The sequence below is a fragment of the Dietzia alimentaria 72 genome, assembly GCF_000226215.1.
Taxonomy (GTDB): domain Bacteria; phylum Actinomycetota; class Actinomycetes; order Mycobacteriales; family Mycobacteriaceae; genus Dietzia; species Dietzia alimentaria.
Genome location: NZ_AGFF01000025.1, coordinates 119,360 through 141,562, shown reverse-complemented (window position 1 = coordinate 141,562; position 22,203 = coordinate 119,360). Strand labels below are relative to the sequence as shown.

General features: G+C 68.7%; 19 protein-coding genes and 1 riboswitch. Of the genes, 9 read left to right on the top strand and 10 right to left on the bottom strand.

What is annotated here, in order from left to right; translation table 11 throughout:
- Window positions 1–17 precede the first annotated feature (17 nt).
- From ON04_RS14055 to ON04_RS14035, 5 genes are read right to left on the bottom strand one after another with little or no spacing between them, the layout of a single operon-like run.
- Complete coding sequence (locus ON04_RS14055; protein ID WP_010542272.1) at window positions 18–875, bottom strand: short-chain dehydrogenase/reductase; 858 nt, start codon at window positions 873–875, stop codon at window positions 18–20.
- Window positions 872–2,347, bottom strand: coding sequence for an aldehyde dehydrogenase family protein (locus ON04_RS14050; RefSeq protein ID WP_010542271.1), 1,476 nt, complete (start codon window positions 2,345–2,347; stop codon window positions 872–874). The genes ON04_RS14055 and ON04_RS14050 overlap by 4 nt, the downstream gene beginning before the upstream one ends.
- The gene (locus ON04_RS14045) at window positions 2,344–3,465 is read right to left on the bottom strand and encodes a PDR/VanB family oxidoreductase (protein ID WP_033444351.1); all 1,122 of its coding nucleotides are present in this window, start codon (window positions 3,463–3,465) and stop codon (window positions 2,344–2,346) included. Before ON04_RS14045 ends, ON04_RS14050 begins: the two co-directional genes overlap by 4 nt.
- A 5-nt stretch (window positions 3,466–3,470) precedes the next feature.
- Complete coding sequence (locus ON04_RS14040; protein WP_010542269.1) at window positions 3,471–4,457, bottom strand: metal-dependent hydrolase; 987 nt, start codon at window positions 4,455–4,457, stop codon at window positions 3,471–3,473.
- The gene (locus ON04_RS14035; protein WP_010542268.1) at window positions 4,454–5,989 is read right to left on the bottom strand and encodes a flavin-containing monooxygenase; all 1,536 of its coding nucleotides are present in this window, start codon (window positions 5,987–5,989) and stop codon (window positions 4,454–4,456) included. The genes ON04_RS14040 and ON04_RS14035 overlap by 4 nt, the downstream gene beginning before the upstream one ends.
- 140 nt (window positions 5,990–6,129) lie before the next feature.
- Between ON04_RS14035 and ON04_RS14030 the strand changes: the two genes are divergently transcribed.
- From ON04_RS14030 to ON04_RS14020, 3 genes are all read left to right on the top strand, one after another.
- Complete coding sequence (locus ON04_RS14030) at window positions 6,130–6,966, top strand: SDR family oxidoreductase (protein ID WP_010542267.1); 837 nt, start codon at window positions 6,130–6,132, stop codon at window positions 6,964–6,966.
- Between the two features lie 34 nt (window positions 6,967–7,000).
- A complete protein-coding gene (locus ON04_RS14025; protein ID WP_010542266.1) occupies window positions 7,001–7,828 on the top strand; it encodes an acyl-CoA thioesterase in 828 nt (275 codons plus the stop codon).
- Between the two features lie 84 nt (window positions 7,829–7,912).
- Complete coding sequence (locus ON04_RS14020) at window positions 7,913–8,779, top strand: NmrA/HSCARG family protein (RefSeq protein WP_010542265.1); 867 nt, start codon at window positions 7,913–7,915, stop codon at window positions 8,777–8,779.
- 11 nt (window positions 8,780–8,790) lie between these two features.
- On the opposite strand, the gene ON04_RS14015 is transcribed toward ON04_RS14020, so the two are convergent.
- Window positions 8,791–9,525 (bottom strand): hypothetical protein, encoded by a 735-nt coding sequence (locus ON04_RS14015; protein WP_010542264.1) that lies wholly within the window; start codon window positions 9,523–9,525, stop codon window positions 8,791–8,793.
- Between the two features lie 234 nt (window positions 9,526–9,759).
- Between ON04_RS14015 and ON04_RS14010 the strand changes: the two genes are divergently transcribed.
- Together ON04_RS14010 and ON04_RS14005 are read left to right on the top strand one after the other, a co-directional pair.
- Window positions 9,760–11,394, top strand: coding sequence for an acyl-CoA dehydrogenase family protein (locus tag ON04_RS14010; RefSeq protein WP_010542263.1), 1,635 nt, complete (start codon window positions 9,760–9,762; stop codon window positions 11,392–11,394).
- 88 nt (window positions 11,395–11,482) lie between these two features.
- The gene (locus ON04_RS14005; protein WP_010542262.1) at window positions 11,483–12,853 is read left to right on the top strand and encodes a cytochrome P450; all 1,371 of its coding nucleotides are present in this window, start codon (window positions 11,483–11,485) and stop codon (window positions 12,851–12,853) included.
- A 31-nt stretch (window positions 12,854–12,884) separates the two neighbouring features.
- On the opposite strand, the gene ON04_RS14000 is transcribed toward ON04_RS14005, so the two are convergent.
- A complete protein-coding gene (locus ON04_RS14000; protein ID WP_010542261.1) occupies window positions 12,885–14,519 on the bottom strand; it encodes a long-chain fatty acid--CoA ligase in 1,635 nt (544 codons plus the stop codon).
- Window positions 14,520–14,619: 100 nt separating this feature from the next.
- A complete protein-coding gene (locus tag ON04_RS13995) occupies window positions 14,620–15,033 on the bottom strand; it encodes a carboxymuconolactone decarboxylase family protein (RefSeq protein ID WP_010542260.1) in 414 nt (137 codons plus the stop codon).
- 117 nt (window positions 15,034–15,150) lie between these two features.
- Window positions 15,151–15,287: riboswitch (cobalamin riboswitch) on the top strand.
- An 89-nt stretch (window positions 15,288–15,376) separates the two neighbouring features.
- On the opposite strand from ON04_RS13995, the gene ON04_RS13990 reads away from it, so the two are divergent.
- From ON04_RS13990 to ON04_RS13975, 4 genes are read left to right on the top strand one after another with little or no spacing between them, the layout of a single operon-like run.
- The gene (locus ON04_RS13990; protein WP_010542259.1) at window positions 15,377–16,294 is read left to right on the top strand and encodes an ABC transporter substrate-binding protein; all 918 of its coding nucleotides are present in this window, start codon (window positions 15,377–15,379) and stop codon (window positions 16,292–16,294) included.
- Entirely contained in the window at window positions 16,291–17,319 is a 1,029-nt protein-coding gene (locus ON04_RS13985; protein ID WP_010542258.1) for a FecCD family ABC transporter permease, read from the top strand. Before ON04_RS13990 ends, ON04_RS13985 begins: the two co-directional genes overlap by 4 nt.
- Window positions 17,316–18,116 carry an ABC transporter ATP-binding protein gene (locus ON04_RS13980; RefSeq protein ID WP_010542257.1) on the top strand — a complete coding sequence of 267 codons (801 nt, stop codon included), beginning with the start codon at window positions 17,316–17,318 and terminating at the stop codon, window positions 18,114–18,116. The genes ON04_RS13985 and ON04_RS13980 overlap by 4 nt, the downstream gene beginning before the upstream one ends.
- The gene (locus tag ON04_RS13975; protein ID WP_010542256.1) at window positions 18,116–18,937 is read left to right on the top strand and encodes an MBL fold metallo-hydrolase; all 822 of its coding nucleotides are present in this window, start codon (window positions 18,116–18,118) and stop codon (window positions 18,935–18,937) included. Before ON04_RS13980 ends, ON04_RS13975 begins: the two co-directional genes overlap by 1 nt.
- Here the strand turns inward: ON04_RS13975 and ON04_RS13970 are convergent.
- A complete protein-coding gene (locus ON04_RS13970) occupies window positions 18,934–19,605 on the bottom strand; it encodes a TetR/AcrR family transcriptional regulator (RefSeq protein WP_010542255.1) in 672 nt (223 codons plus the stop codon). The genes ON04_RS13975 and ON04_RS13970 overlap by 4 nt on opposite strands.
- A complete protein-coding gene (locus ON04_RS13965; RefSeq protein WP_010542254.1) occupies window positions 19,550–22,057 on the bottom strand; it encodes an MMPL family transporter in 2,508 nt (835 codons plus the stop codon). Before ON04_RS13965 ends, ON04_RS13970 begins: the two co-directional genes overlap by 56 nt.
- Window positions 22,058–22,203: the final 146 nt, after the last annotated feature.

The window sequence follows — 22,203 nt, the reverse complement described above, 5'->3', positions numbered from 1 at the left end:
GGTTGGATGACGCGAGGTCAACGGGGTGTTGGCGTCGGGGTGGCGCGGGTATCCAGATCGGCCAGCATCGTGCGCAGGCGTGTGTTCCGGACGAGCAGATGGTCCATCGCGGGGAGCGCGCCGCGTCCTAGTTGCAATGGTGACCATGTCCTGGGGATGACCTGACGCGCTCGTCGGCGGGAGATCTGGTCGACCATCGCGGCTGCGGCGTCGTCGGCTGGAAGTCGGCGCCGCAGTGGGCCGGGCATCATGGCGTCCAGCGCGCGACCGAAGGGGTCGTCGTCGAGCGTCGCCGACGCCAGCGTGGTGTTGATGATGCCCAGCAGGCTCAACCCCACCGTGACACCGAGGTCAGCGACCTCGAGCCGGAGTGCGCGGGCGAGTTGTTCGACCGCCGCCTTGGACATCATGTACGGAGCGCCGCCTGCACCGGGCATGAACGCCGAGCACGAACCGGAGATGTGGAGGTGGCCACCGCTGCGAGCGAGTTCGTCCATCGTGGCCCGGGCGGTGTGGAACACCCCCATGACGTTGACGTCGAGCACCCGCTGCACCGTCGCGGTGTTCATGGACCGGATCGTCCCGGCCGGCGGGGTGATACCCGCGTTGGCCACCACCACGTCCAGGCCACCGAACGAGGCCACCGCCTGCTCGACGGCTTCGGTCAGGGTCTCCGGGTCACACACATCGGCGATCACCGGGAGGGCGCGCTCGGTGCCCAGGCGGGCGGCCAACTCCTTTACCGCGGCGAGGTCACGGTCGAGGAGCACCACCCGGTCTCCGGCAGTGACGAATCGCTCAGCCAGGGCTGATCCGATGCCGCCGGCGGCGCCGGTGATCAGCACCACCCGGTCGGAGTTCCAACGGCGGCTCATCGGCGGTTCCGCCGACGCGACCGCAGGGCTCCTGCGCGACCGTGAACCTGCGAGACCAGGCCGGATACCAGAGCGTTGACCTTGTCTCCCCGGCTGAAGGAGGTCAGTGGGATCGGCACCGGAACCAGGACCTCGGCGCTGGAACGTGCGTAGGCGAACTCGCGGAGTCCGTCCGCGCCGTGGACCCGGCCGAAACCGGAGTCACCCACGCCGCCCAGCGGGAGCGACGGCACGGCGGCATGCATCACGTACCCGTTGATCGTCACGTTCCCGCTGGTGATGCGGTCCGCGATGGCGCGGCCGTTCCGGCGGGAGAACACCGTCAACCCGAGCGCATACCGGCCGGCCTCGGCCAGCTCCACGGCCTCGTCCATGGACGTGACCCGGCGGATCGTCATCGTGGGCCCGAAGGTCTCCTCGGTGACCGCCGAGTTGTCCTCCGGCACGTCGGCCAGCACCAACGGCTGCACGACCTGGCCTTCGGTGGCGGACGGATCCCCGGCCACGACCCGGGCCCCGGCGGCCAGTGCATCTGCCACGTGGCGTGCGATGACCTTGACCTGCGAGGGCATGGTGATGCGCCCCAGCGGTGCGGTCGGATCGTCCGCCGCGTGGAGCCGGGACACCGCGTCCGCGACGAGGCGCTCGAACTCGTCAGCGACCGCCTCGTGGACGTAGACCCGCTCGACCCCGAGGCAGGTCTGCCCGGCATTGGACATCGCGCCCCAGACCGCGGCGTCGACCGCGCGTGGGATGTCGGCGTCGGCGTCCACGATGAGCGCATCTTTGCCGCCGCACTCCATCAGGACCGGAGTGAGGTTCTGCGCACAGGCCTCCATGACCTTGGCGCCCGTCGCGGTCGAACCGGTGAAGCCGATCTTGTTCACGTCCGCCCGGCACAGCTCGGCGCCCGTGCGGCCGTCGCCGGTGACGCAACGAACGGCGTCGGCGCGGCCGGTCGCCCGGGCGAACGACATCGCCAGGAACTCGCCAGTGCGCGGAGTCCATTCACTCGGCTTGAACACGACGGTGTTCCCGGCCGCCAGCGCCGCGGCGATCGATCCCATCGGGGTGAAGACCGGATAGTTCCACGGGCCGATCACGCCCACCACTCCGTACGGGAGGTACTCGACGGTGGCCCGCACATTGGCGGTGAGCAGCGACGGTCGGACGGTCCGCCGGCGCAGGACGCGGTTCGCGTTGGAGGCGTACCAGCGCAGGTGCTCCAGGGACATGATGATCTCAAACATCGCCTCCGCCGGAGGTTTTCCCATCTCCTCGCTGACGATCTCGGCCAGGGCGTGAGCGGAGGCCGCGAGATCGGCGCGCCAGGCATCCAGGGCTCGGCGTCGGCCGTCGAATCCCAGCTCCTTCCACGCCGGTTGGGCCGCTCGGGCCACGGCGACGGCCTCGTGGATCGACGCCTCCGGGGTGCTCGCCGCGGTGGTCGTGGGTTGCTCGTATGTGGTCATCGCGTGTCCTGGCTTCTGTGCAGTTCGGAGGAGAGGTCGAGCGTCAATGTGGAGCCGGCGGCTCGTGAGACGCACGGCATCATGTTGCGTTCGCGTTCCTGTGCCGTGAGGTGACGATCGCGGTGGTCCACCTCGCCCTGGATCACGCCCACGCGGCAGGATCCGCAGAATCCTTGCCGGCAGGAGTAGGCCACGCCTGGGATCTCGCGACGCAGCGCGTCGAGGGTGGTCTCGTCGGGGCCTACGTCAATGGCCTTGGACAGCCCGGGCACCAGAACAGTGAACTCGTGGCCACCGCGCACCGGTGTCGGCGAGAAGCGTTCGGTATGCAGGGTGGCCGTCGGGTTGATGAACCCGATGATGCCCCGCGCGGTCGTCATCATCGCCGGTGGTCCGCACATATACACGGCGGCGCCGGGCTCGGCTGTGGCCAACGTTCGCACGATGTCCGGGCGTCCGCGTTCGTCGTCGGGTTCGACGACGACGGTGCCGGTGGCACTGTTCGCTGCGAGCTCCGCGAGTTCGTCGAGGTACGCCATGGAGTCGCGACTGCGGCCGAGATAGACCATGCGCCACCGGGCACCGGCCGCCTCCGCCGCCCGCACCATCGGCAGGATCGCGGTGATACCAATGCCGCCCGCGACGAACAGGTAGGAGGGCGCGGTGTGGAAGGGAAAGGCGTTCCGCGGCCCCCTGATGCGCAGGGTGTCGCCAGGGCGGAGTTCGTGCATCGCGAGTGAGCCGCCGTCCCCGGCGGGCAGTCGGCGGACTGAGATTCGATAGCTGCCACGGTCGGTGGGATCGCCACAGAGGGAGTAGCTCCGCTGCATCCCGGTCGGCAGGAAGACGTCGATGTGCGACCCGGGCCGCCACGTGGCGAACGACTCGCCGTCGGCCCGGCGGAGGCTGATCCCACGGATGTCCTCGGCGATGACCGTGGAACTGTCGACGACGACGTCGATGTCGTACCCGGAGGGCCTGACGGGATCCGGCCTGGCGAGCCGTTGTGCCAGCGGATTGCCGGCGACTGCCGCGCGGTACGCGGTGGCCGCCGCGCCGAAGAGGCGCATCCCGGGGGTCAGGTCCCCGCCGGTGGCGCCGGTTTTCGCGGATTTCATCGTGGTCACTGTGCGGCCTCCGGATTCGCGGAGGTGTGCTCGTTGGCTGTCTCGAGCAGCTGGCGAGCCGGGGCATCCGGGTCCTCGGATGCCAGGTCGGCGCGTGCGGCCGCGGTCTCGTTGTGGTGCACCGCCGGGGACTCGGCGAGGTATCGGATGGCCGCGTCCATGTCCCCGGTCGTCCGCGGGTCGAAGTCACGGCTGAGGTACACGGGCAGTTCGGTGAAGAAGAAGCGCATGGACGGCAACGCCCCCGCGCGCAGGTCGGCCCGCATGGCCCAGAGCCAGTGCTTGCGATTGGCGGGCAGTTCCGGGTCCGAACGGTAGAGCTTGCGCGCGGTCGAGAAGAACAGCAGGAGCAGGATCGCGCTGGCTACCAGAGCGGTCCTGACCCGGCGTGCATAGCTGCCGTCGACGTACTGGAACGCGTCGAACACCACCGCGCGGTGTTCGACCTCCTCGGCACCGTGCCACTTGAGCAGGTCGAGCATGGCCGGATACGTGTTGTTTCGTTCCAGGCCACCGTCGGTGAGGAACCACTCGCCTACCACCGCGGTGTAGTGCTCCATGGCGGCGAACAGCCCCAACCGCTCGGCCAGCCACAGCTTCCGGGCACGCCCGCGCAGCTTGTGGTAACCCAGGACCTTGTCGACCATCCACTCCATGTGGCGGGCGGTGGTCTCCGAATCCAGTCCCTTCTGCGCGAGATACTCGCGGGCACCGCGGTGGGAGTCGGCGTGGACAGTCTCCTGGCCGATGAACCCGCGGACCTCCTCGGCCAGTCGCTCGTCTTCGATCGTGGGTAGGGCGTCGGCCAGAGCCTCGCTCATCGCCCGCTCGCCCTCCGGCAGGACCAGGTGCATCGCGTTGAACATGTGCACGGCGAACGGGGCCCCGGGGATGTAGTGGAGCGGCATCCCGTCCCATTCGAAGTGCACGTCGCGAGCGGCGATCGTGTAGGAGTCGTCACCGTATGTCGGGGAGGTGCTCATAGCGGATTCCTCATCTGCTCGTGGCCGGCGCGGTCCGCGTCGGCGATGTGCGGCGGCAAGGGCGTGCTGACGTAGTCGTCCGGGTCCAGTCGCGCGGTGCGTGCGACGAACTGACGGCTGAAGCCGGGAAACCATGCGACATTGCGTCCCGTGGCGTCTAGGTAGTACGAGGAACACCCGCCGGTGTTCCACACCGAGCCGGCGAGCTTGCCGTCGATCTCCTCGATGTAGTTGTCAACGACGTCGCGGCGGACATCGAGACTGCCCAGACGCTGATCGCGAAGGGTCTTGACGGCGTCGATGATGTATTCGACCTGCGCCTCGATGACCTTGACCATCGAGGTGTAAACCGCCGCATTGGGTCCGAGAATCTGGAACATGTTGGGAAAGCCCGGGACTGCGGTGCCGAGGTAGCACTTTGGGCTGGGCTCGAACGCCTCGGCCATGCTGCGGCCGCTCGCATCGTGGACCCGCTCGTAGAATGGGTGCCCGGCGATCACGAACCCGGTGGCCAATACCAGCACGTCGAGCTGGTGGAGCTCACCGTCTGCGGTGAGCACGCCCTCGGGCACGATCCTGTCGATGGAGGAGGTCACCACGTCCGTGTCGGGTGAGTCCAATGCCGGGTAGTACGCGTTGGAGAAGGTCGGTCGTTTACAACCGAAGGTGAACGGGGGTGTGAGGGCCTCCCGCAGGGCCGGGTCGGACACCTGCGAGCGGATGTGGCGACGGGAGACGAATTCCATCGCCTTCAGTGCCGCGGGGCGGAACACCAGGCCGTAGACCATCGCCTCAAGCACGAGGTCGATCGACAGCCGCAACCCACGCTGAACCGCGGGGACCCGATCGAACAGTCGCTGCAGTCTAGGGCCGATCGGCCGGTCCGGGTGAGGCATGATCCACGTGGCGGTGCGCTGGAAAACCGTGAGGTGACTGCCGGCCTCAGCCGCGCGCGGGATGATCTGCACGCCGGATGCCCCGGTGCCGACCACGCCGATCCGCTTGCCGGTCCAATCGACGCTGTGATCCCACTTCGCCGAATGGAGCACGTCGCCGGCGAAGGTCTCCACACCGGGGAACGACGGCGTGGCGGGGGCACTGAACGGACCGAAGCCACCGACGACGGTGCGTGCGCGCCATGACCCCTGAGACGTGGTCAGCGTCCACAGCTGAGCGCTGTCATCCCAGGTTAGGTCGAGCACGTCATGCTCCAGCCGCAGGTGGGGCGTGACACCGAAGTCGCGGGCTACCGACTGCAGATATTCCTCGAGTTCCGGCTGGAGCGGGTACAGCCTCGACCAGTCGGACTTCGGGGCGAACGAGAAGGAATAGAGCACGGACGGGATGTCGCACTGCGCTCCCGGGTAGGAGTTCGCTTCCCAGGTCCCACCCACGCGGGAGGACCGGTCAAAGACGAGGAAGTTCGAAAGCCCCTCGTCCAGTAGACGTTTGGCGGTGCACAGACCGCCGAAACCGGCGCCGATCACCGCGACGTCGAGTGGCCAGGTACTGGTGTCCATTGCGTCAACCATTCGATTCCTCCTGTGAGTCACCACACAATAGCAATCGGACATCAGGTGATGTCAATATCGAATCACGACGGATCTGGTGGGCTGGGCCGGTTGGGGACAACTCCGCCTCGCCCGGGAAGAATCATGACTATCGTCACACCATGACCAACTCAACCCGCAGCCTGGCCGGACGCACCCTGCTGATGTCCGGCGGCAGTCGAGGCATCGGCCTGGCCATCGCGTTGCGCGCGGCGCGCGACGGCGCCAACATCGCGATGCTCGCCAAGACCGATCAACCCCACCCCAAGCTCGAGGGCACCGTGCACACCGCAGCCGCCGAGATCGAGGCCGCCGGCGGGCGCGCGCTCGCGGTGGTCGGCGATGTCCGCGATGAGGCCTCGGTGCGTGAAGCCGTGGACAAGACCGTCGAGACGTTCGGCGGCATCGACATCGTCGTGAACAACGCCAGCGCCATCAACCTGTCCCCGACCTCTGAACTGCCCATGAAGACGTACGACTTGATGCAGGACATCAATTGCCGCGGATCGTTCCTGATGGCCAAGACCGCTCTGCCCCACCTCGAGGCGTCCGCGGCCGCGCACGTGCTCACCCTCTCGCCTCCGATCAATCTCAACCCGCGGTGGGCGGGCGGCAGCCTCGGATACACCATCGCCAAGTACGGGATGAGCCTGGTAACGCTGGGCCTGGCCGAGGAGCTCAAGGATCGCTCGATCGCGGCCAACAGCCTGTGGCCGCGCACCACCATCGCCACCGCCGCCGTGGCCAACCTGCTCGGTGGCGACGAGATGGTCGCGCGCAGCCGCACGCCGGAGATCATGGCCGACGCGGCGCACGCGATCCTCACCAGAGACCCCCGCGAGTGCTCGGGTAACTTCTTCATCGACGACGACGTGCTGGCCGAGGAAGGCGTCACCGACTTCTCCGCCTACGGCGGTCCGCTCGACGAGCTGCAGTTGGACCTCTTCCTCGACGAGTGAACCGGCCGCGATTCGCGCTCCCACAGGAGGTTCCATGACCAATCCGGATGCACCCACCCACGCCTTCGACGAGGCTGTCGCGCTGGAATCCGTCGGCGAGAACCTCTTCCGCGGCCGCACCCACGAGGCGTGGGCCAACATGGTGGGGCCGTTCGGCGGGACCACGGCGGCGCTGATGCTGGCCGCGATCCTGCAGCATCCGGACAAGCACGGTGACCCGCTCGCGCTGACCCTGAATTACGCGGGGCCGGTCGCGGCGGCGGGTGAATTCGAGATCGAGGCCCGCCCTGCCCGTACAAACCGCTCCAACCAGCACTGGTGGGTGGAGATGCGCCAGGGTGGCGAGGTCGTCACCACGGCCACCGCGATCACGGGCGTGCGTCGTGAGACGTGGTCGGAGACAGAGACCCCGCCTCCGGCGGTGCCCGCGCCCGAGGAGCTGACGGCCGCGACGTCCGAGCGTGGCGTGCGGTGGGTGGAGAACTATGACATGCGGTTTGTCACCGGAGGGTGGGACGCCGTGGTCGCCGGTGAGGAACAACCCGACTCGACGACGACGATGTGGATCCGCGACGCCCCGGCCCGCGAACTCGATCACCTCTCGCTGGCGTCCCTGTGCGACTCGTTCTTCCCGCGCGCATTCCTCAGGCTCGGAAGGCCGGTCCCGGCGGGCACGGTGACGTTGACCATCCACTTCCTGGCCACCCCTGAGGAGATCGCCGCCCAGGGCACCGACTTCCTACTCGGCAGCATCCATTCGCACCGGTTCCATGGCAACTATCACGATGAGGCCGCCCGCCTGTGGAGCCGCGACGGCACCCTGTTGGCCACCGGCACGCAGTTGATGTACTTCAAGTCCTGACCCGGGTCTTCAGCGGGGCGGTCGACGCGGCCGGTCTCCGTACGATGAGCCGCGACCATCCAGCGCCTCCAGAAAGAGTGAGCCATGACAGAGTCCACCGCCGTGCACGGAGTCTTCGCAGCCACCGGACGGCAGGGGTCCGCCACCGCTACGGCCCTCCTCGACCGGGGTGTGCGCGTTCGCGCCCTCGTCCGGCGCCCCGAGAGTGAGCAGGCACGGGCGTTGGCGGCTCGCGGCGCGTACGTGGTGCTCGCCGACCTCGACCGTCCTGACACCCTGGCCCCCGCCATGGAGGGTCTGGACGCGCTCTGGTTCATGACCACCATGACCGTCGACGACGATCCCGACAGCGAGATCGCGATGGGCAGGGCGCTCGGTGATGCCGCGGTGGCCGCCGGGGCGGGCCGTATCGTGTTCAGCTCCGTCGGCGGGGCAGAACGCGGCAGCGGCGTCCCCCACTTCGAGAGCAAGTTTCGGGTCGAGCAGTACCTGGCCGGTCTCGAGATCCCGGTGACCGTGGTGCGGCCAGTGTTCTTCCTCGAGAACCTTCCCTACATGGCGGGACTGGAAGGCGACGAGGTGGTGGTCCGGATGGCTATCCCCGAGGACGTGCCGCTCCAGATGATCGCCGCCCGCGACATCGGGCGCGCCGCCGCCTCCGCTCTTGTCGACCCGTCAGCGGTGAACGGGGAGGTGGAAATCGGCGGGGTCGAGCTGACCGGCCCCCAGATCGCGGACGCACTGGGCTCCGCCGTCGGCCGGGCCGGCCGCTATGTGGCGCTACCGATCGAGACGCACGCCGGCGATCACGACAGCACTGCCATGTTCACCTGGTTCTCGCATCTGCCCGCTTATCAGGCCGACTTCGAGGCCACCGAGCGTCTCACGGGCGGCGCCCTCGATGTGCCGGGCTGGGTGGCCGAGACCGGCTGGGAGCTCGAGCCCCGCTAGATACCGACCGCCTACGTCGTCGGCGGGGTCGCGGCCGTGGCGGATGTCGCGGGCGTCGCCGGGTTCGGGGTCGTCGCCCCGGTCACGGACGGCACGACTTTCGAGCTGGTGACGGCCGTCGACGTCGGCGAACTGGTCGACGGGGTCGGGCGGGGCGTGACGCTCACGGACGGGCGGGGCGAACGCTGCGAGGAAGACTGCCGCACGGACCGCGCAGTCGTTCTCGACGCCGACGTCGTTGACTTGAGCGACGAGCAGGTATTCAGGTGCTTGCGAGCCATCCACCCCGGGGCGCCCTTCGCGATCGCCTCGTCGGGGCAGGTCAGCTGGTACATCGAGACGTCGCGCACCGCCCGCCAGCGACCGTCGCGGAACGCCACCCAATACGGGTCTCCCGACTGCTCGCTGGCCATCACGGCCCACCCACCGCCGCAGTCGATGATGCGCGAGCCGCTGGCCGGGTAACCGAGATCAGCGTTGATGGACCGGGCATCGCAGGAGGCCGTGGCACGGCGCTGAGCGGTCGTGGTGGTCCTCGTCGAACTGGTCGACAAGCGCGCGTGAGTTCGATCCGTGCGATCTACGGGCGTAGCGGAGAGCGAGGTAATCGGGCCCGAAGCCGCTCCGTTGCCGGAATAGTCCTCCGCGAGGCGGATCCCGATCGCCACCGCTCCGCCGATCACCACCACGGCGACGGCGATGATCGCGGCCGCGATGGCCCGGTTCGTCGGGCCCGAACCGCTCATGACCACACCTCACCAGACCGTTACGGGGTGATCGGGGGATTCGGCGGACCGAGCGGGGCGGCGTCACCCTCGCGCGCCCTCACCGGTCTTATCAGAGTTCCGAACCCCAGCGTTACCCGTGAGCACCGGTCAGGTGTGGGCTACGCCACTTCGCGCAGCCGGTCTGGGTACGGTGAAGCTAGCCGTCGGCCCGTCCCCTCTCGCCCCTTCCGCCGCCCGGCCAGGAGGTCAGCCATGTCCACCACGCGAAACCACACCACTCACGAGGTCCTCAACCAGGCACTGCCCCGCGTGAACGTGGACGAGTACGCACTGAATCCCGCGCTGCAGGAGGCGGTGGCGATCTTCTCGCCCCAGGCGCAGTCCGAGCGGTTTCACGAGATCGGTCGCCGAGTCGGCACCGAGCAGTACCAACACGACGCCGAGTTGGCCAACATCCATCCTCCGGTGCACCACTCGCACGACCGCTGGGGCAACCGGGTCGACGAGATCGAGTTCCACCCGTCCTATCACCGGATCATGCAGTACTCCGTCTCCCGCGGGCTGCACACCTCGGCGTGGGCGGACCCGGGATCAGGAGCCAACGTCGAGCGAGCGGTGGGGTTCATGCTGGTCTCGCAGATCGAGGCTGGTCACGGGTGCCCGCTGTCCATGACGCATGCGGTGGTCCCGTCGCTGCGGCTGAACCCGGGGCTCGCTGCGGAGTGGGAGCCGGCCCTGATGTCGACGGTCTACGACCCGGAACTGCGCGATCCCGCCACCAAGCCCGGGGTGCTGTTCGGTATGGCCATGACCGAGAAGCAGGGGGGTTCGGACGTGCGCGCCAACAGCACCACGGCCACCCCGATGGGCGACGGACTGCACATGTTGCGTGGTCACAAGTGGTTTTGTTCGGCCCCGCAGTCGGACGCCTTCCTGGTGCTGGCGCAGGCGCCGGAGGGGCTGAGCTGCTTCCTCGTCCCGCGTGTTCTGCCGGGCGGCGAGCGAAATCCGTTCCTCATCCAACGGCTCAAGGACAAACTGGGCAACAAGTCCAACGCCTCCTCCGAGGTCGAGTTCGACGGCACCCTGGGCTGGATGGTCGGCGAACCCGGGCGCGGGGTGCGCACGATCATCGAGATGGTCGGCCGCACCCGACTGGACTGCGTACTGGGCGCGACGGCCGGCATGCGCCAGGGCGTGGCCGAGGCCGCCTGGCACGCGCGACACCGGGCCGCGTTCGGCGCCACTCTGGTGGATCAGCCGGCGATGGCGGCAGTACTGGCCGACCTGCAGCTCGAGGCCGAGGCCGCCACGTGGACCGCCGCCCGATTGGCGGCGGCGTACGACGACGCCGACTCCGCCCCCTACCGTCGACTGGCCACCGCAGTCGCCAAGTACTGGACGTGCAAACGCGGACCCAATCACGCTTACGAGTCGCTCGAATGCCTGGGCGGCAACGGCTACACGGAGGCGTTCCCGTTGGCCCGTCGCTATCGCGAGCAGCCGGTGCTCGCCGTATGGGAGGGCTCCGGGAACGTCATCGCCCTCGACGTGCTGCGCGCAATGTCGAGGGAGCCCGAGTCCGTGGCCGCCTTTGATGCGGAACTGACCGCGCGGACCGGCATTCACCCGCTCTTCGACAGGCACGTCGAGAGGGTGCGGGGGCTCATCAGCCGGGCAGCGTCGGATCCCGGTGCAGCGCCGGCCCTCGCGCGTCGACTGGTTGAGGCCATGGCCCTTGCTCAGCAGGGGGCGGTGCTGCTCGAACACGCGCCGGCCGCGGTCGCGGAGGCGTTCTGCCTGGCCAGGCTCGGTGACGACCGCTCGGCGGAGTACGGAGCGCTGCCCGACGGGGTCGACGTGGCCGCACTGGTCGCCCGGGCCTGAGCTCAGCGCAAGCCGCCGGTTTCGGCCTTTCACTGACAGGACGTGATGCATATCACACACTGAGACTGACCCGACACAGAGGTGCCTCATGTCAATCCCTGGTGATCCACGCGAGCGCGTCTACCGCCCCGGCCCCGCCCCCTTGCGCTCCCGCCTGCCGGTTCTCGGTGGGACCCTCGAATACGTCCACGACCCCCTCGCCACCATGGCCCGCCGGTACCGCGACCACGGGCCGGTGTCCGAAGTGACCTTCCTCGGAGCCACCTGGACCGCACTGATCGGCCCGGACGCGTGCCAGGCCGCGCTCCAGAACGGCGAGAAAGCGCTGGCCAACGGCCCGGGCTGGGGTTACCTGGTGGGCCCGTTCTTCGACCGCGGCCTGATGCTGCTGGACTTCGCCGAGCACCGCCATTATCGGCAGATAATGCAGGAGGCGTTCACGCGGCAAAGACTCGAGGGGTACGCCCGCAGGCTCGCGCCCCTCGTAGAGAGGGGCATCTCCGCCTGGGCCCCGGGAAGTGCCGTCGAAACATATCCGGCGCTCAAGTCGCACACCCTGGACCTGGCGACCGAGGTGTTCATGGGAGGCGCCGAGTACGCGGCGCCCGGTGAACTAGAGCGGGTCAACAAGGCGTTCGTGGACTGCGTCCAGGCCGCGAACGGCTACTTCCGCCACACCGTGCCGGTCCCCTTCACTAAGTGGGGACGCGCGATCCGGGGCCGCAGACTGCTCGAGGAGTTCCTCCGGCGGCATCTGCCGGCCCGTCGCACGAATCCCGGCGACGACCTGTTCTCCGCACTGTGCCAGGTGGCCGACGAATCCGGTGGGATCAACGACGACGACATCATCAACCAGATGATCTTCCTGCTCATGGCGGCGCACGACACCACCACCAGCACGGTGACGTCGATGGTCTTTGAGCTCGGTCGCGACCTCGAGTGGCAGGAGCGGTGTCGCCGGCCGTGCCTCGAGCTGGGCCCGGACCCCTCGCTGGTCGAGCTCGAGCAGCTCACCGATCTGGACCTGGTGATGAAGGAGACGCTGCGCCTGCACCCGCCGGTCCCGGTGCTCGCCCGGAAAACGGTCAAGGAGACCGAGATTCTAGGGGTGAGGATCCCCGCCGACAGGCTCGTGTCGGTGATGCCGCTGTACTCGCACCACATGTCCGAGTACTGGACCGATCCGGAGATCTTCGACCCCCAACGCTTTAGCGAGGACCGCCGCGAGGACAAGTCGCACCGCTTCGCGTGGGAACCGTTCGGCGGCGGCGTGCACAAGTGCCTCGGGATGATTTTCGCGAACCTGGAATCCAAGCTCGTGCTCAGCGCCCTGCTGCGCAACTTCGAATGGTCGGTTCCGCTGGACTACGCGCCGCCCATGAAGAGCGACTCGCTGCCGTACCCCGGGGACGGCCTGCCGGTCTCACTGCGGCCGCTCGCCCCGGCGCGGGCGCGCTGACCCCGGCGACCACCGCCCACGCGGGTCGGGCCTACTTCTGTAGCGCGTTGATGACCTCGAGCTCGCCGTCGGCGTGCGAGACGCGGATGCGCTTCTTGTCGAGCTTGCCGACGGAGGTCTTGGGGATCTCGTCGACAAAGGCGAACTTCTCCGGCACCTGCCACTTGGCCATCTTGGTCTCCAGGTGCGCGCGTAGATCCTCGACGTCCGGATCCGGGACGCCGTCCTTGATCACGACGGTGGCCAGGGGCCGCTCGTCCCACTTGGGGTCGGGGATACCGATCACCGCGGCCTCGGCGACAGCCGGGTGCTCGAGGAGATAGTTCTCCACCTCAACGGAGGAGATCCACTCGCCGCCGGACTTGATGATGTCCTTGGCGCGGTCGGTGAGCTGGAGGAAGGCCTCGGGGAGGACGTAGCCGACGTCGCCGGTGCGTAGCCAGCCGTCGTCGAACGAGTCCGACTTGTCCACCTTGTAGTAGCTGCCGGTGATCCACGGGCCCCGGACCTGGAGTTCACCGACCGACTCGCCGTCCCAGGGCATCTCCTCGCCGGCGTCGTCGACGATCCGCGCCCGGACCCCGGCGACGAACCGCCCCTGGGTGGTGCGCAGCTGGAACTGCTTTTCTTCCGGCATGTCCGCGCGGGGGCGGGACAGGGTCCCGAGCGGCGAGGTCTCCGTCATCCCCCATGCGTGGATGATGTTGATCCCGTAGTTCTCTTTGAACTTGCGGATCAGGGACGGCGGGCAGGAACTGCCCCCCACCACGACGGCGCGGAAGCTCGACATGTCCACGGGATGCTCCACGCTGTAGGCGTCGAGTGCCTGCCAGATCGTGGGCACTGCAGCCGCGAGCGTGGGGCGTTCGCTGGCGATCATCGCCGCGAGTGGTTCGGGCTGGAGGAAGCGCTCCGGCATGAGCAGTGAGGCGCCCACCATGAACGCGGCGTAGGGGAGTCCCCAGGACATGGCGTGGAACATCGGCACGATCGCCAGCACGTTGTCGTCAACCGAGATGTCCATGCCGTCAGACATGCACACCTGCATCGAATGCAGATAGATGGAGCGATGCGAGTAGACGACACCCTTCGGGTCACCCGTGGTGCCCGAGGTGTAACACATCGCGGCACCGGAATTCTCGTCCACCTCGGGCCACTCGAACTCGGTCGGCTGAGCGGCGAGCAGGGCATCGTAGTCGTGGACCTGCATCCCCTCCGGCGCCTCGAGCGTGCCCGCGCCGCCTCCGGTGACGATCACGTGCTCGACGGTGGACAGTCGCGGCAGCAGCGGCTGCAGCAGCGGCACCAGGGTCGGGTCGACGATGACGACCTTGTCCTCGGCGTGGTTGGCCACGAACTCGAGCTGATCCGGGAACAGCCGGATGTTGAGCGGGTGCAGCACGGCGCCCATCGACGGGATCGCCAGGTACGCCTCCATGTGCTCGGAGTTGTTCCACTGGAACGTGGCGACCCGCTGGTCACCATCGATACCCAGCGAACGAAGGGCGTGGGCGAGCTGCGCGGCCCGCTTGCCCATCTCCCCGAAGGAGATCTTTCGTGTTTCCTCGCCGGTCCAGGTGCTGATCACCGCGTTCTTGTGGACGGTCGCGCCGAATTCGAGGATGGTGCTGATGTTCAGCTGCTCCGGCATCATCGTGCTGCGCATGAGGGGTGCTCCTGTCGAGGGGTCGCTTAGGGGTGTCGTATGTCACTCTTTGGTCTGAGGCTACCCGCTTTACACGACGTTCCCGGGTCTCCCTGGGCGACTAGTCGTCGAGCTCGTCGAAGACCGCCTGGACGATCTTCATCGCGGCCAGTGCCGCCGGCGCACCGCAATACCCCGACGCGTGGATCACCGCCTCGGTGATCTCCTCCCGGGACAGCCCGTTGGTCAGCCCGCCGCGCACGTGACCGGCCAACTCGGCCTCCGCGCGCAGTGCCACGAGCATCCCGATGTTGAGCAGACTGCGGTCACGCCGACCGAGCCCGGACCGGTTCCAGATGTTGCCCCAGACGTTCTCGGTGACCACGTGCTGGATCGCCTCCGAGGCCGTCCCGGCCGCCCGGTCCATGGCGCGGTCGACAAAGGCGTCGCTCATCACCTCGCGCCTGGTCGCAAAACCCCGCGACCGCAGATCCTCGGCCGAAGGCCCCTCGCCTGCAGAACTCGTCGTCGTCATCTGGTGGTCCTTCCCCGGCTGCGTTGTGGTCCGCGCCGATTCTCCCCGACCACCGGACCCGCCACCCGCGCGGCGGCAGGCCACCATCAAACGGTTCCGCTGCCGGTCCGCTGCTCGGCTACCCTCAGATGGTCCGGCCACCGCGCCGGACACCCGTGGTACGCGGTGGAAGTCGGTGAGATGCCGACGCTGTCCCGCAACTGTGATCCCACTTTGAGTGGGCGAGCCAGGTCGGCCGGTACCGCGGCGCTGTACGAACTGACCTCGGACGAAGGACGGTTGCGTGCCGCGGCGCCCTCGTCGCAGCCGAGCTGTTTTCGTCCTCCGACCCCCGGAGGATGTCATGCACCACCCACGAACCCGGCGGCCCCGAACCCGCACGATGCTCGCCGCCACGCTGGCCGCAGTCGCGCTGGTCGCCTCGGCGTGCAGCGGCACCGCCGACGATGACGCGGCCCCGGCGGACCAGACCACCACAGCGGCAGGCGAACCACAGGCGATCGTCTCGCTCGCCCCCACCACCACCGAGATGCTCTATGCCGTGGGCGCCGGGGAGCAGGTCGTGGCTGTGGACGAGCGCTCCGACTACCCGGAGGAAGCCCCGGTCACCGAGCTGTCCGGCTACACGCCCAACCTCGAGGCCATCCTGGGGTACGCACCGGACCTCGTGGTGCTCTCCGACGACTCCGGCGACATCGTGGACGGGCTCGAACGTTCCGGCGTCGAGGTGCTGCAGCTGCCGGCCGCTCAGACCCTCGACGACACCTACACCCAGCTCGAGCAGGTCGGCGCCGCCACCGGACACATCGGCGAGGCCGCCGAACTCGTCTCGCGGATGCAGGGGGAGATTGACGAGATCGTCGCCTCGGTTCCGGAGCGCGAGAGCCCGCTGACGTACTTCCACGAGCTCGACGACACCTACTACACCGTCACCGACGCCACTTTCATCGGCGAGGTGTACTCCCAGCTCGGCCTGACCTCCGTCGCGACCGGCGACGACGCCTACCCCCAACTGTCCGAGGAGCTCATCCTCGAGACCGACCCGGATGTCGTGTTCCTCGCCGACGGCCAGTGCTGCGGCGCCACTCCCGAGACCGTCGCCGAGCGGCCGGGCTGGGACGGCCTGACCGCGGTGCGCGAGGGCCGCGTCCACCTGGTGGATGAAGACCTGGCCAGCCGGTGGGGCCCGCGCGTGGTGGACTTCATGCGCGAGGTCGCCGCGATCGTCGGGCAGATCCCCGCGAACCAGCCCGCCCCGTGACCCGCCCGTCGCCCCGCCACGCCCTGGTGCTGGGCGGGGCGACATTGCTCCTGGCCGCGGCCGTCCTGCTGGGCACGCTCATCGGCCCGGCCGGGCTCACCCCCGGCGGCGTGGTGCTCGAGTTGGTCGACCGGCTGCCACTGATCGACGTGGACTCCGGATTCACCGCCCGCCAGCAGGTCATCCTGTGGGAGATCCGCATCCCACGGGTGGTGCTGGGCGCGATCGTCGGCGCGATGTTGGCGATCGCCGGCGCCACCTACCAGGGCGTGTTCCGCAACCCGCTCGCCGACCCGTACCTGCTGGGCGTGTCCAGCGGCGCAGGCCTCGGCGCGACCCTGGCCATCGTCGCGGGCGGCGCGATGGGATCGGCGTTGGTGCCGCCCGCAGCGTTTGCCGGCGGCATGATCGCGGTGCTTGCGACCTACACGCTGGGGCGCAGCGTCGGCGGTGGTCGCAGCGAGGTCGTCATCATCCTCGCCGGCGTCGCCGTGGCGGCGTTCGCCAGCGCCATCCAGACGTTCTTCATGCAACGCCACGACGACACACTGCGGCAGGTGTACTCGTGGATGCTCGGCCGACTCACGACCAGCGGGTGGGCCGACGTGCGGACAGTGCTGCCCTACGTGATCCTGTCGGTGGCGGTGATCGCCCTTTTCCGGCGCACCCTCGACGTGATGGCGGTCGGCGACGCGGAGGCCGCGACCCTCGGGATCGCCCCGGCGCGGGTACGGCTGGTGCTCATCAGCGTGGCGACGCTCGGTACTGCGGCGGTGGTCTCGGTGTCCGGCCTCATCGGGTTCGTGGGCATCGTCATCCCGCACGCCGTGCGCATGCTCATCGGCCCGGGGCACCGGTTGCTGCTGCCGGTGTCGCTGCTGACCGGCGCCACCTTTCTCATCCTCGCCGACGTCGTGGCCCGCACGGCGATGAGCCCGGCCGAGCTGCCCATCGGCGTGGTGACCGCGGCTATCGGCGCCCCGTTCTTCCTGATCGTCCTGCGCCGGAGCCGGGGGCACATATGAGCACCACCCCGCGGGCGTCGTACGCCCTGGCCTGCAGTGACCTGCGCGTCACACGGGACCGCACCGACATCCTGCACGGCATCGACCTGACCGTGGAAGCGGGATCCTGGGTCTCCCTGGTGGGCCCCAACGGCTCGGGTAAGACGACGTTGCTGTTCGCACTGGCCGGCCTCATCCCGGCCGAAGGCCACCTCGAGGTCGACGGGCTGGCCCCGCGTCGGGCGGGTCGACGCAGGGTGGCGCGGACCGTGGCGATGATGCCCCAGCGCCCGGTAGTGCCGGAGGGGGTCACCGCCCGTGAGCTCATCCACCTCGGGCGCACCCCCCACATCGCCCGCTTTGGTACCGAGACCGCGCGCGACCACGAGATCGTGGACCGCGTGATCGACCGCCTGGGCCTGCAGGACCTCGCCTCCCGCATCGCCACCACGCTGTCCGGCGGCGAGCTGCAGCGTGTGGTGCTGGCCCGATCCTTGGCGCAGGAGCCGCGGGTCCTGCTGCTCGATGAGCCCACGAGCGCGCTGGACATCGGTCACCAGCAGCAGGTGCTCGACCTGGTCGACAGCATGCGCCGGGAGAGCGGCCTGACCGTGCTGGCGGCCATGCACGATCTCACGTCGGCCGCCCACTACGGGGAGCGGCTGGTGTTGCTCGACCGGGGCCGGGTGGTCTCCGAGGGCCCACCCGAGGAGGTTCTCACCGTCGAACGCGTAGCGCAGGTGTACGGAGCGCGCGTGGAGGTCCTCAGCCGCCGGGACGGCCCCGCGGTGCTGCCGCTTCGCGAGCCGGGGGCGTGATGGAGGTCGTCCTGCTGGGGACCGGCGCGGCCGACGGCTGGCCCAACCCGTTCTGCCGGTGCGGGTCGTGCGGGGAGGCGAGACGGCTCGGCGTGGTGCGCGGCCAGACCTCCGCGCTCGTCGACGACGAGTTGCTGATCGACTGCGGACCCGAGGCGCCCAGCTCGGCCGTGCGGCTCGGGCGAACTCTGGCGTCGGTCAGACATCTGCTCATCACGCATGCGCACGCCGACCACCTCGCGCCGCAAGCGTTGTTGTTCCGCTCGTGGATCCCCGACGCTGGCCTGCTGGAGGTGTTTGGCCCCGCGGACGCCCTCGACTCCTGTCGGCCCTGGGTGGGCCCCGACGACCCGGTGCGCTTTGTCCCGGTCACGGCCGGTGACCACCTCACGGTGGGCGCGTACGAGGTGCGGGTCCTGCCCGCCCGTCACCGCGTGTTCCGCGACGGCGACGCGGTGCTGTACGACGTGACCGGGCCCGGCGGCGCCCGCCTGCTGTGGGCCAGCGACACCGGGCCGTGGGACGACGGGTGGTTCGACGCCGTGCGCGGGGCCCGCTTCGACGCGGTCTTCCTGGAGGAGACCCTCGGCGACCGCGAGGACATCTCCCCCGCCCACCTGGGGCTGCCTCGTTTCGGGGCGATGCTCCGGCGGCTTCGCGAGGCCGGAGCGGTGGACGAGCGGACCAAGGTGGTGGCCGTGCACCTGGGCCACCACAACCCGCCGCCGGGCGAGTTGGCCCAGCGGTTGCTCGAGCACGGCGCCCGGGCGGGGACCGACGGCGAGGTGGTCCGTTTCGGTCCCCGAACAGCCCCGCGCTAGCTCAGTCCTCCGGAACCGTTCTCCAGCAGTCCGAAGGCCTCATCGAGATAGCTCTCTGCAGCGCCCTGCTCCGGCGCGTGGTGTCCGGTCGAGTCGTGCCCGGCGCCACGCGGATGGTGCCTGACCACAGAGGCTCCGGCTGCCAGGCTCAGATCCACCAGCACACGGACCCGCACCGCGCTCATCTGCGGCGACCGGCGACCGACCGCCTCGTACAGCGGCTCCAGGAGTTCCTCGGCGACGCACGTTCTCGCCTCGGCGCTGAGCATGAGCCCGATCTGCTCACCGGCCACGAGGAGATTCTCGGCCGCATCGATGTCGTCCGAGGAGCGGCGGTACAGCTCCCGGATGATCCGGTGAAGTGCGGCGATCGGGTTCAGATCCGCTGGCGCCCGCTCCACCTGTCGAACCCACTCGGCGACCTGCTCCTGCAGGAAGTGCACGAACGCGTCCTCGCGATGCGCGAAGTAATTATGGAACGTCCGGGCGGAGACCCCGGCGCGCTCGGCGATAGCCGCCACCGTCGCGCCCTCCGCACCCTCGGTGACCAGCAGTTCGACTGCGGCCACCGAGAGTCGGATGCGGGTGTCGGCCTTCTTGCGTTCGCGCAGGCTAGCCATCTGCTCTGCTCCCGGCGCCATCACCGCCGCCGTGATCGTCGCGCTCATGCTTGCCCGCGCCGGATGACTGGTCGGCGACGTGGTCGGCGGAGTGGCGGCCACTGACCAACGCGGGCTCGGGCGCCTCCTCAGCGGGGTCCGAGGAGTCGGTAGAGCCGCGTGGGCCAGAGGACTCTTCGGCCTCCATCGATTCCAGCGCCGACCCCTCGACGTCGACGGCCGGCAGTATCCGGTCGAGCCACCGCGGAATCTTCCAGGCGCGCTCCCCGAGGAGGAACATGACCGCCGGGATGATGGTCATTCGAACGATGAAGGCATCGAACAGGACCGCCACCGCCAACGCGAAGCCCATGACCTTGATGAATTGCTCATCGATCGTCATGAAGGCGGCAAAGACGCTCGTCATGATCAACGCGGCCGATGTGACGACGCGGGCGCCGTGCTTGAACCCGTTGGCCACCGCGTTCTCGGCCGTCTTTCCGTGGACCCACCCCTCGCGCATCCGGGTGACGAGGAAGACCTGGTAGTCCATGGCCAGGCCGAACACAATGCCGATGAGGATGATCGGCAGGAAGCTGATGATCGGCTGCGGGTCGGAGACGAGGCCGCCCCAGCCCTCCTGCCAGAGCGCAACGGTCAGACCGAACGTGGCCGCAACCGACAGGCTGAAGCCCAGCGCGGCGATCAGCGGCACCCAGATGGATCGGAACACCAGCATGAGCAGGATGAAGGCGAGCACCAGGACAATCCCGATGTACGGCAGCAACACCTCGGACAGTCGCTCGGAGATGTCCTCGTAGATCGGGGTGACGCCGGTGACCGAGTAGGTACCACCGGTCTGCTGCTCGAACTGTCCGACACTCGCCCGGATGTCGTCGAGGACCGTGGCGGCGCGCTCATCCGTGGCACCGAACTTCGGGGTGATGAGCACCTGGGCCGCGTCCGCGGTCTCGTTGGTCGCGATGATCTGGGCGTTCTGCACGCCGTCGACCGCCTGGATGTCCTCCACGGCGGTGGCCCATGCGGCCGGACGCTCCTCCTCGGTCACGTCAAGCGTGTCCACAAAGGCGATCATTGGCGCGTTGCGCCCGGGACCGAACGCCTCCGACGTGAGGTCGTACGCGGTGCGGTTGGGAGTGCCCGGTGACATCGTGCCGTCTGACGGCATGGCGAGGCGCAACTGGGCGGCCGGGACCGCGAGGAGGCCGAGCAGGAGGACGCCGACGACGGCGTGCAGCACCGGGTGCTTGCGCACTCGCCGGACCCACGACAGGCCCATAGTCGGCTTCTCGTCCTCCGGGTCTGGAGCCTTGACGACGGGGATGCGTGCGGCGAAGACCTTGGTGCCCACGGCACCGAGGACTGCGGGCAGGAGTGTGATGGCCACGAGCACGGCCACGGCAACGGTCGCGGCGGCGGACAGCGCCATCGCGGTGAGGAACGGGATGTTGATGATCGACAGCGCGGCGAGCGCGATGAGGACCGTCAGACCCGCGAACACCACAGCGGAGCCGGCCTTGCCCACGGCGAGTCCCGCCAGGTGGGCGCGTTCGCGGCGCGGGATCGTCTTGAGTTGCTGCGCGAGTTCTCGGGGCAGTAGGTCGTTGCCGCCGATGTGTTTGACCAGCTCCGTCCGGAACCGGGACACGATGAACAGTGCGTAGTCGATACCCACGGCCAGACCGATCATGGATGCCAGGGTTGGCGTGAAGTTGCTGATCGTGTCGGTGAATGAGGTCGCGGCGAAGATTCCCGCGATCCCGATACCGACGCCCACCACGCCGACCAACAGGGGAAGTCCCGCCGCGATGAGCGATCCGAAGGTGATGGTGAGGATGACGGCGGCCACGGCGATGCCGATGATCTCGCCGGTGGCGCCGATCTCGGACGCCTGAAAAGCGTTGCCGGAGTAGGCGATGGTGAGCCCGTCCTCGTGCTCTGCGACGACGTCGGCGAAGGCTTCGCGGTTCTCGGGCTCGACGCTCATCGTGGTCTCGGCCGCGAACTGGACCTCGAGGGTCCCGGTGGTCTCGTCGGCGCTCAGGGGACTGAGCGCGGCGATGTCGGCCTCGATCTGCTCGGGCGGAGCGCCCTGTTCTTCGCCGGCTTCGGTCAGCTGCTGCGTCACGCCTTCCGCGGCGAGCACGGGATTGACGATCTCGTCTGTTCCGGTGAGGAAGTCGAGTTCCCGCACGTCCGCGAGGAAGGCGTCGACGTCCTCCGACACCGCCGGGTCGGTGAGGGTGCTTCCCTCCGGCGCTCGGATCACCACGGTGCCGGTCGGAATGTCGAGCTGACTCGGCGAACCGGGGAACCGGTCCTGGATCTCCTCCTGCGTCTCGATGGACTCGAGGCCGGGGATCTCGAAACTGCTGGTGGTCTGCTGCGAGAGCGTTGCGGCCGCCGTGCCCATGCCGACGATGATCAGCAGCCAGGCGGCGATGTACCTCCATCTGTGCAGGTAGGCCGATCGGCCGATCCGGTAAAGAAATGACGCCATGCGCTGGCCCCTCCTGCGTAGGTACTACTCGCGAACCCTCGCAATTTTGCATGACAGCTGCACGATTGCACAGCCCGTGCAAGTTTTTGTGGCGGACAACACCTCGCTAGCGCCCCTTGTAGATACCCTGGGGGGTATGTATTCTC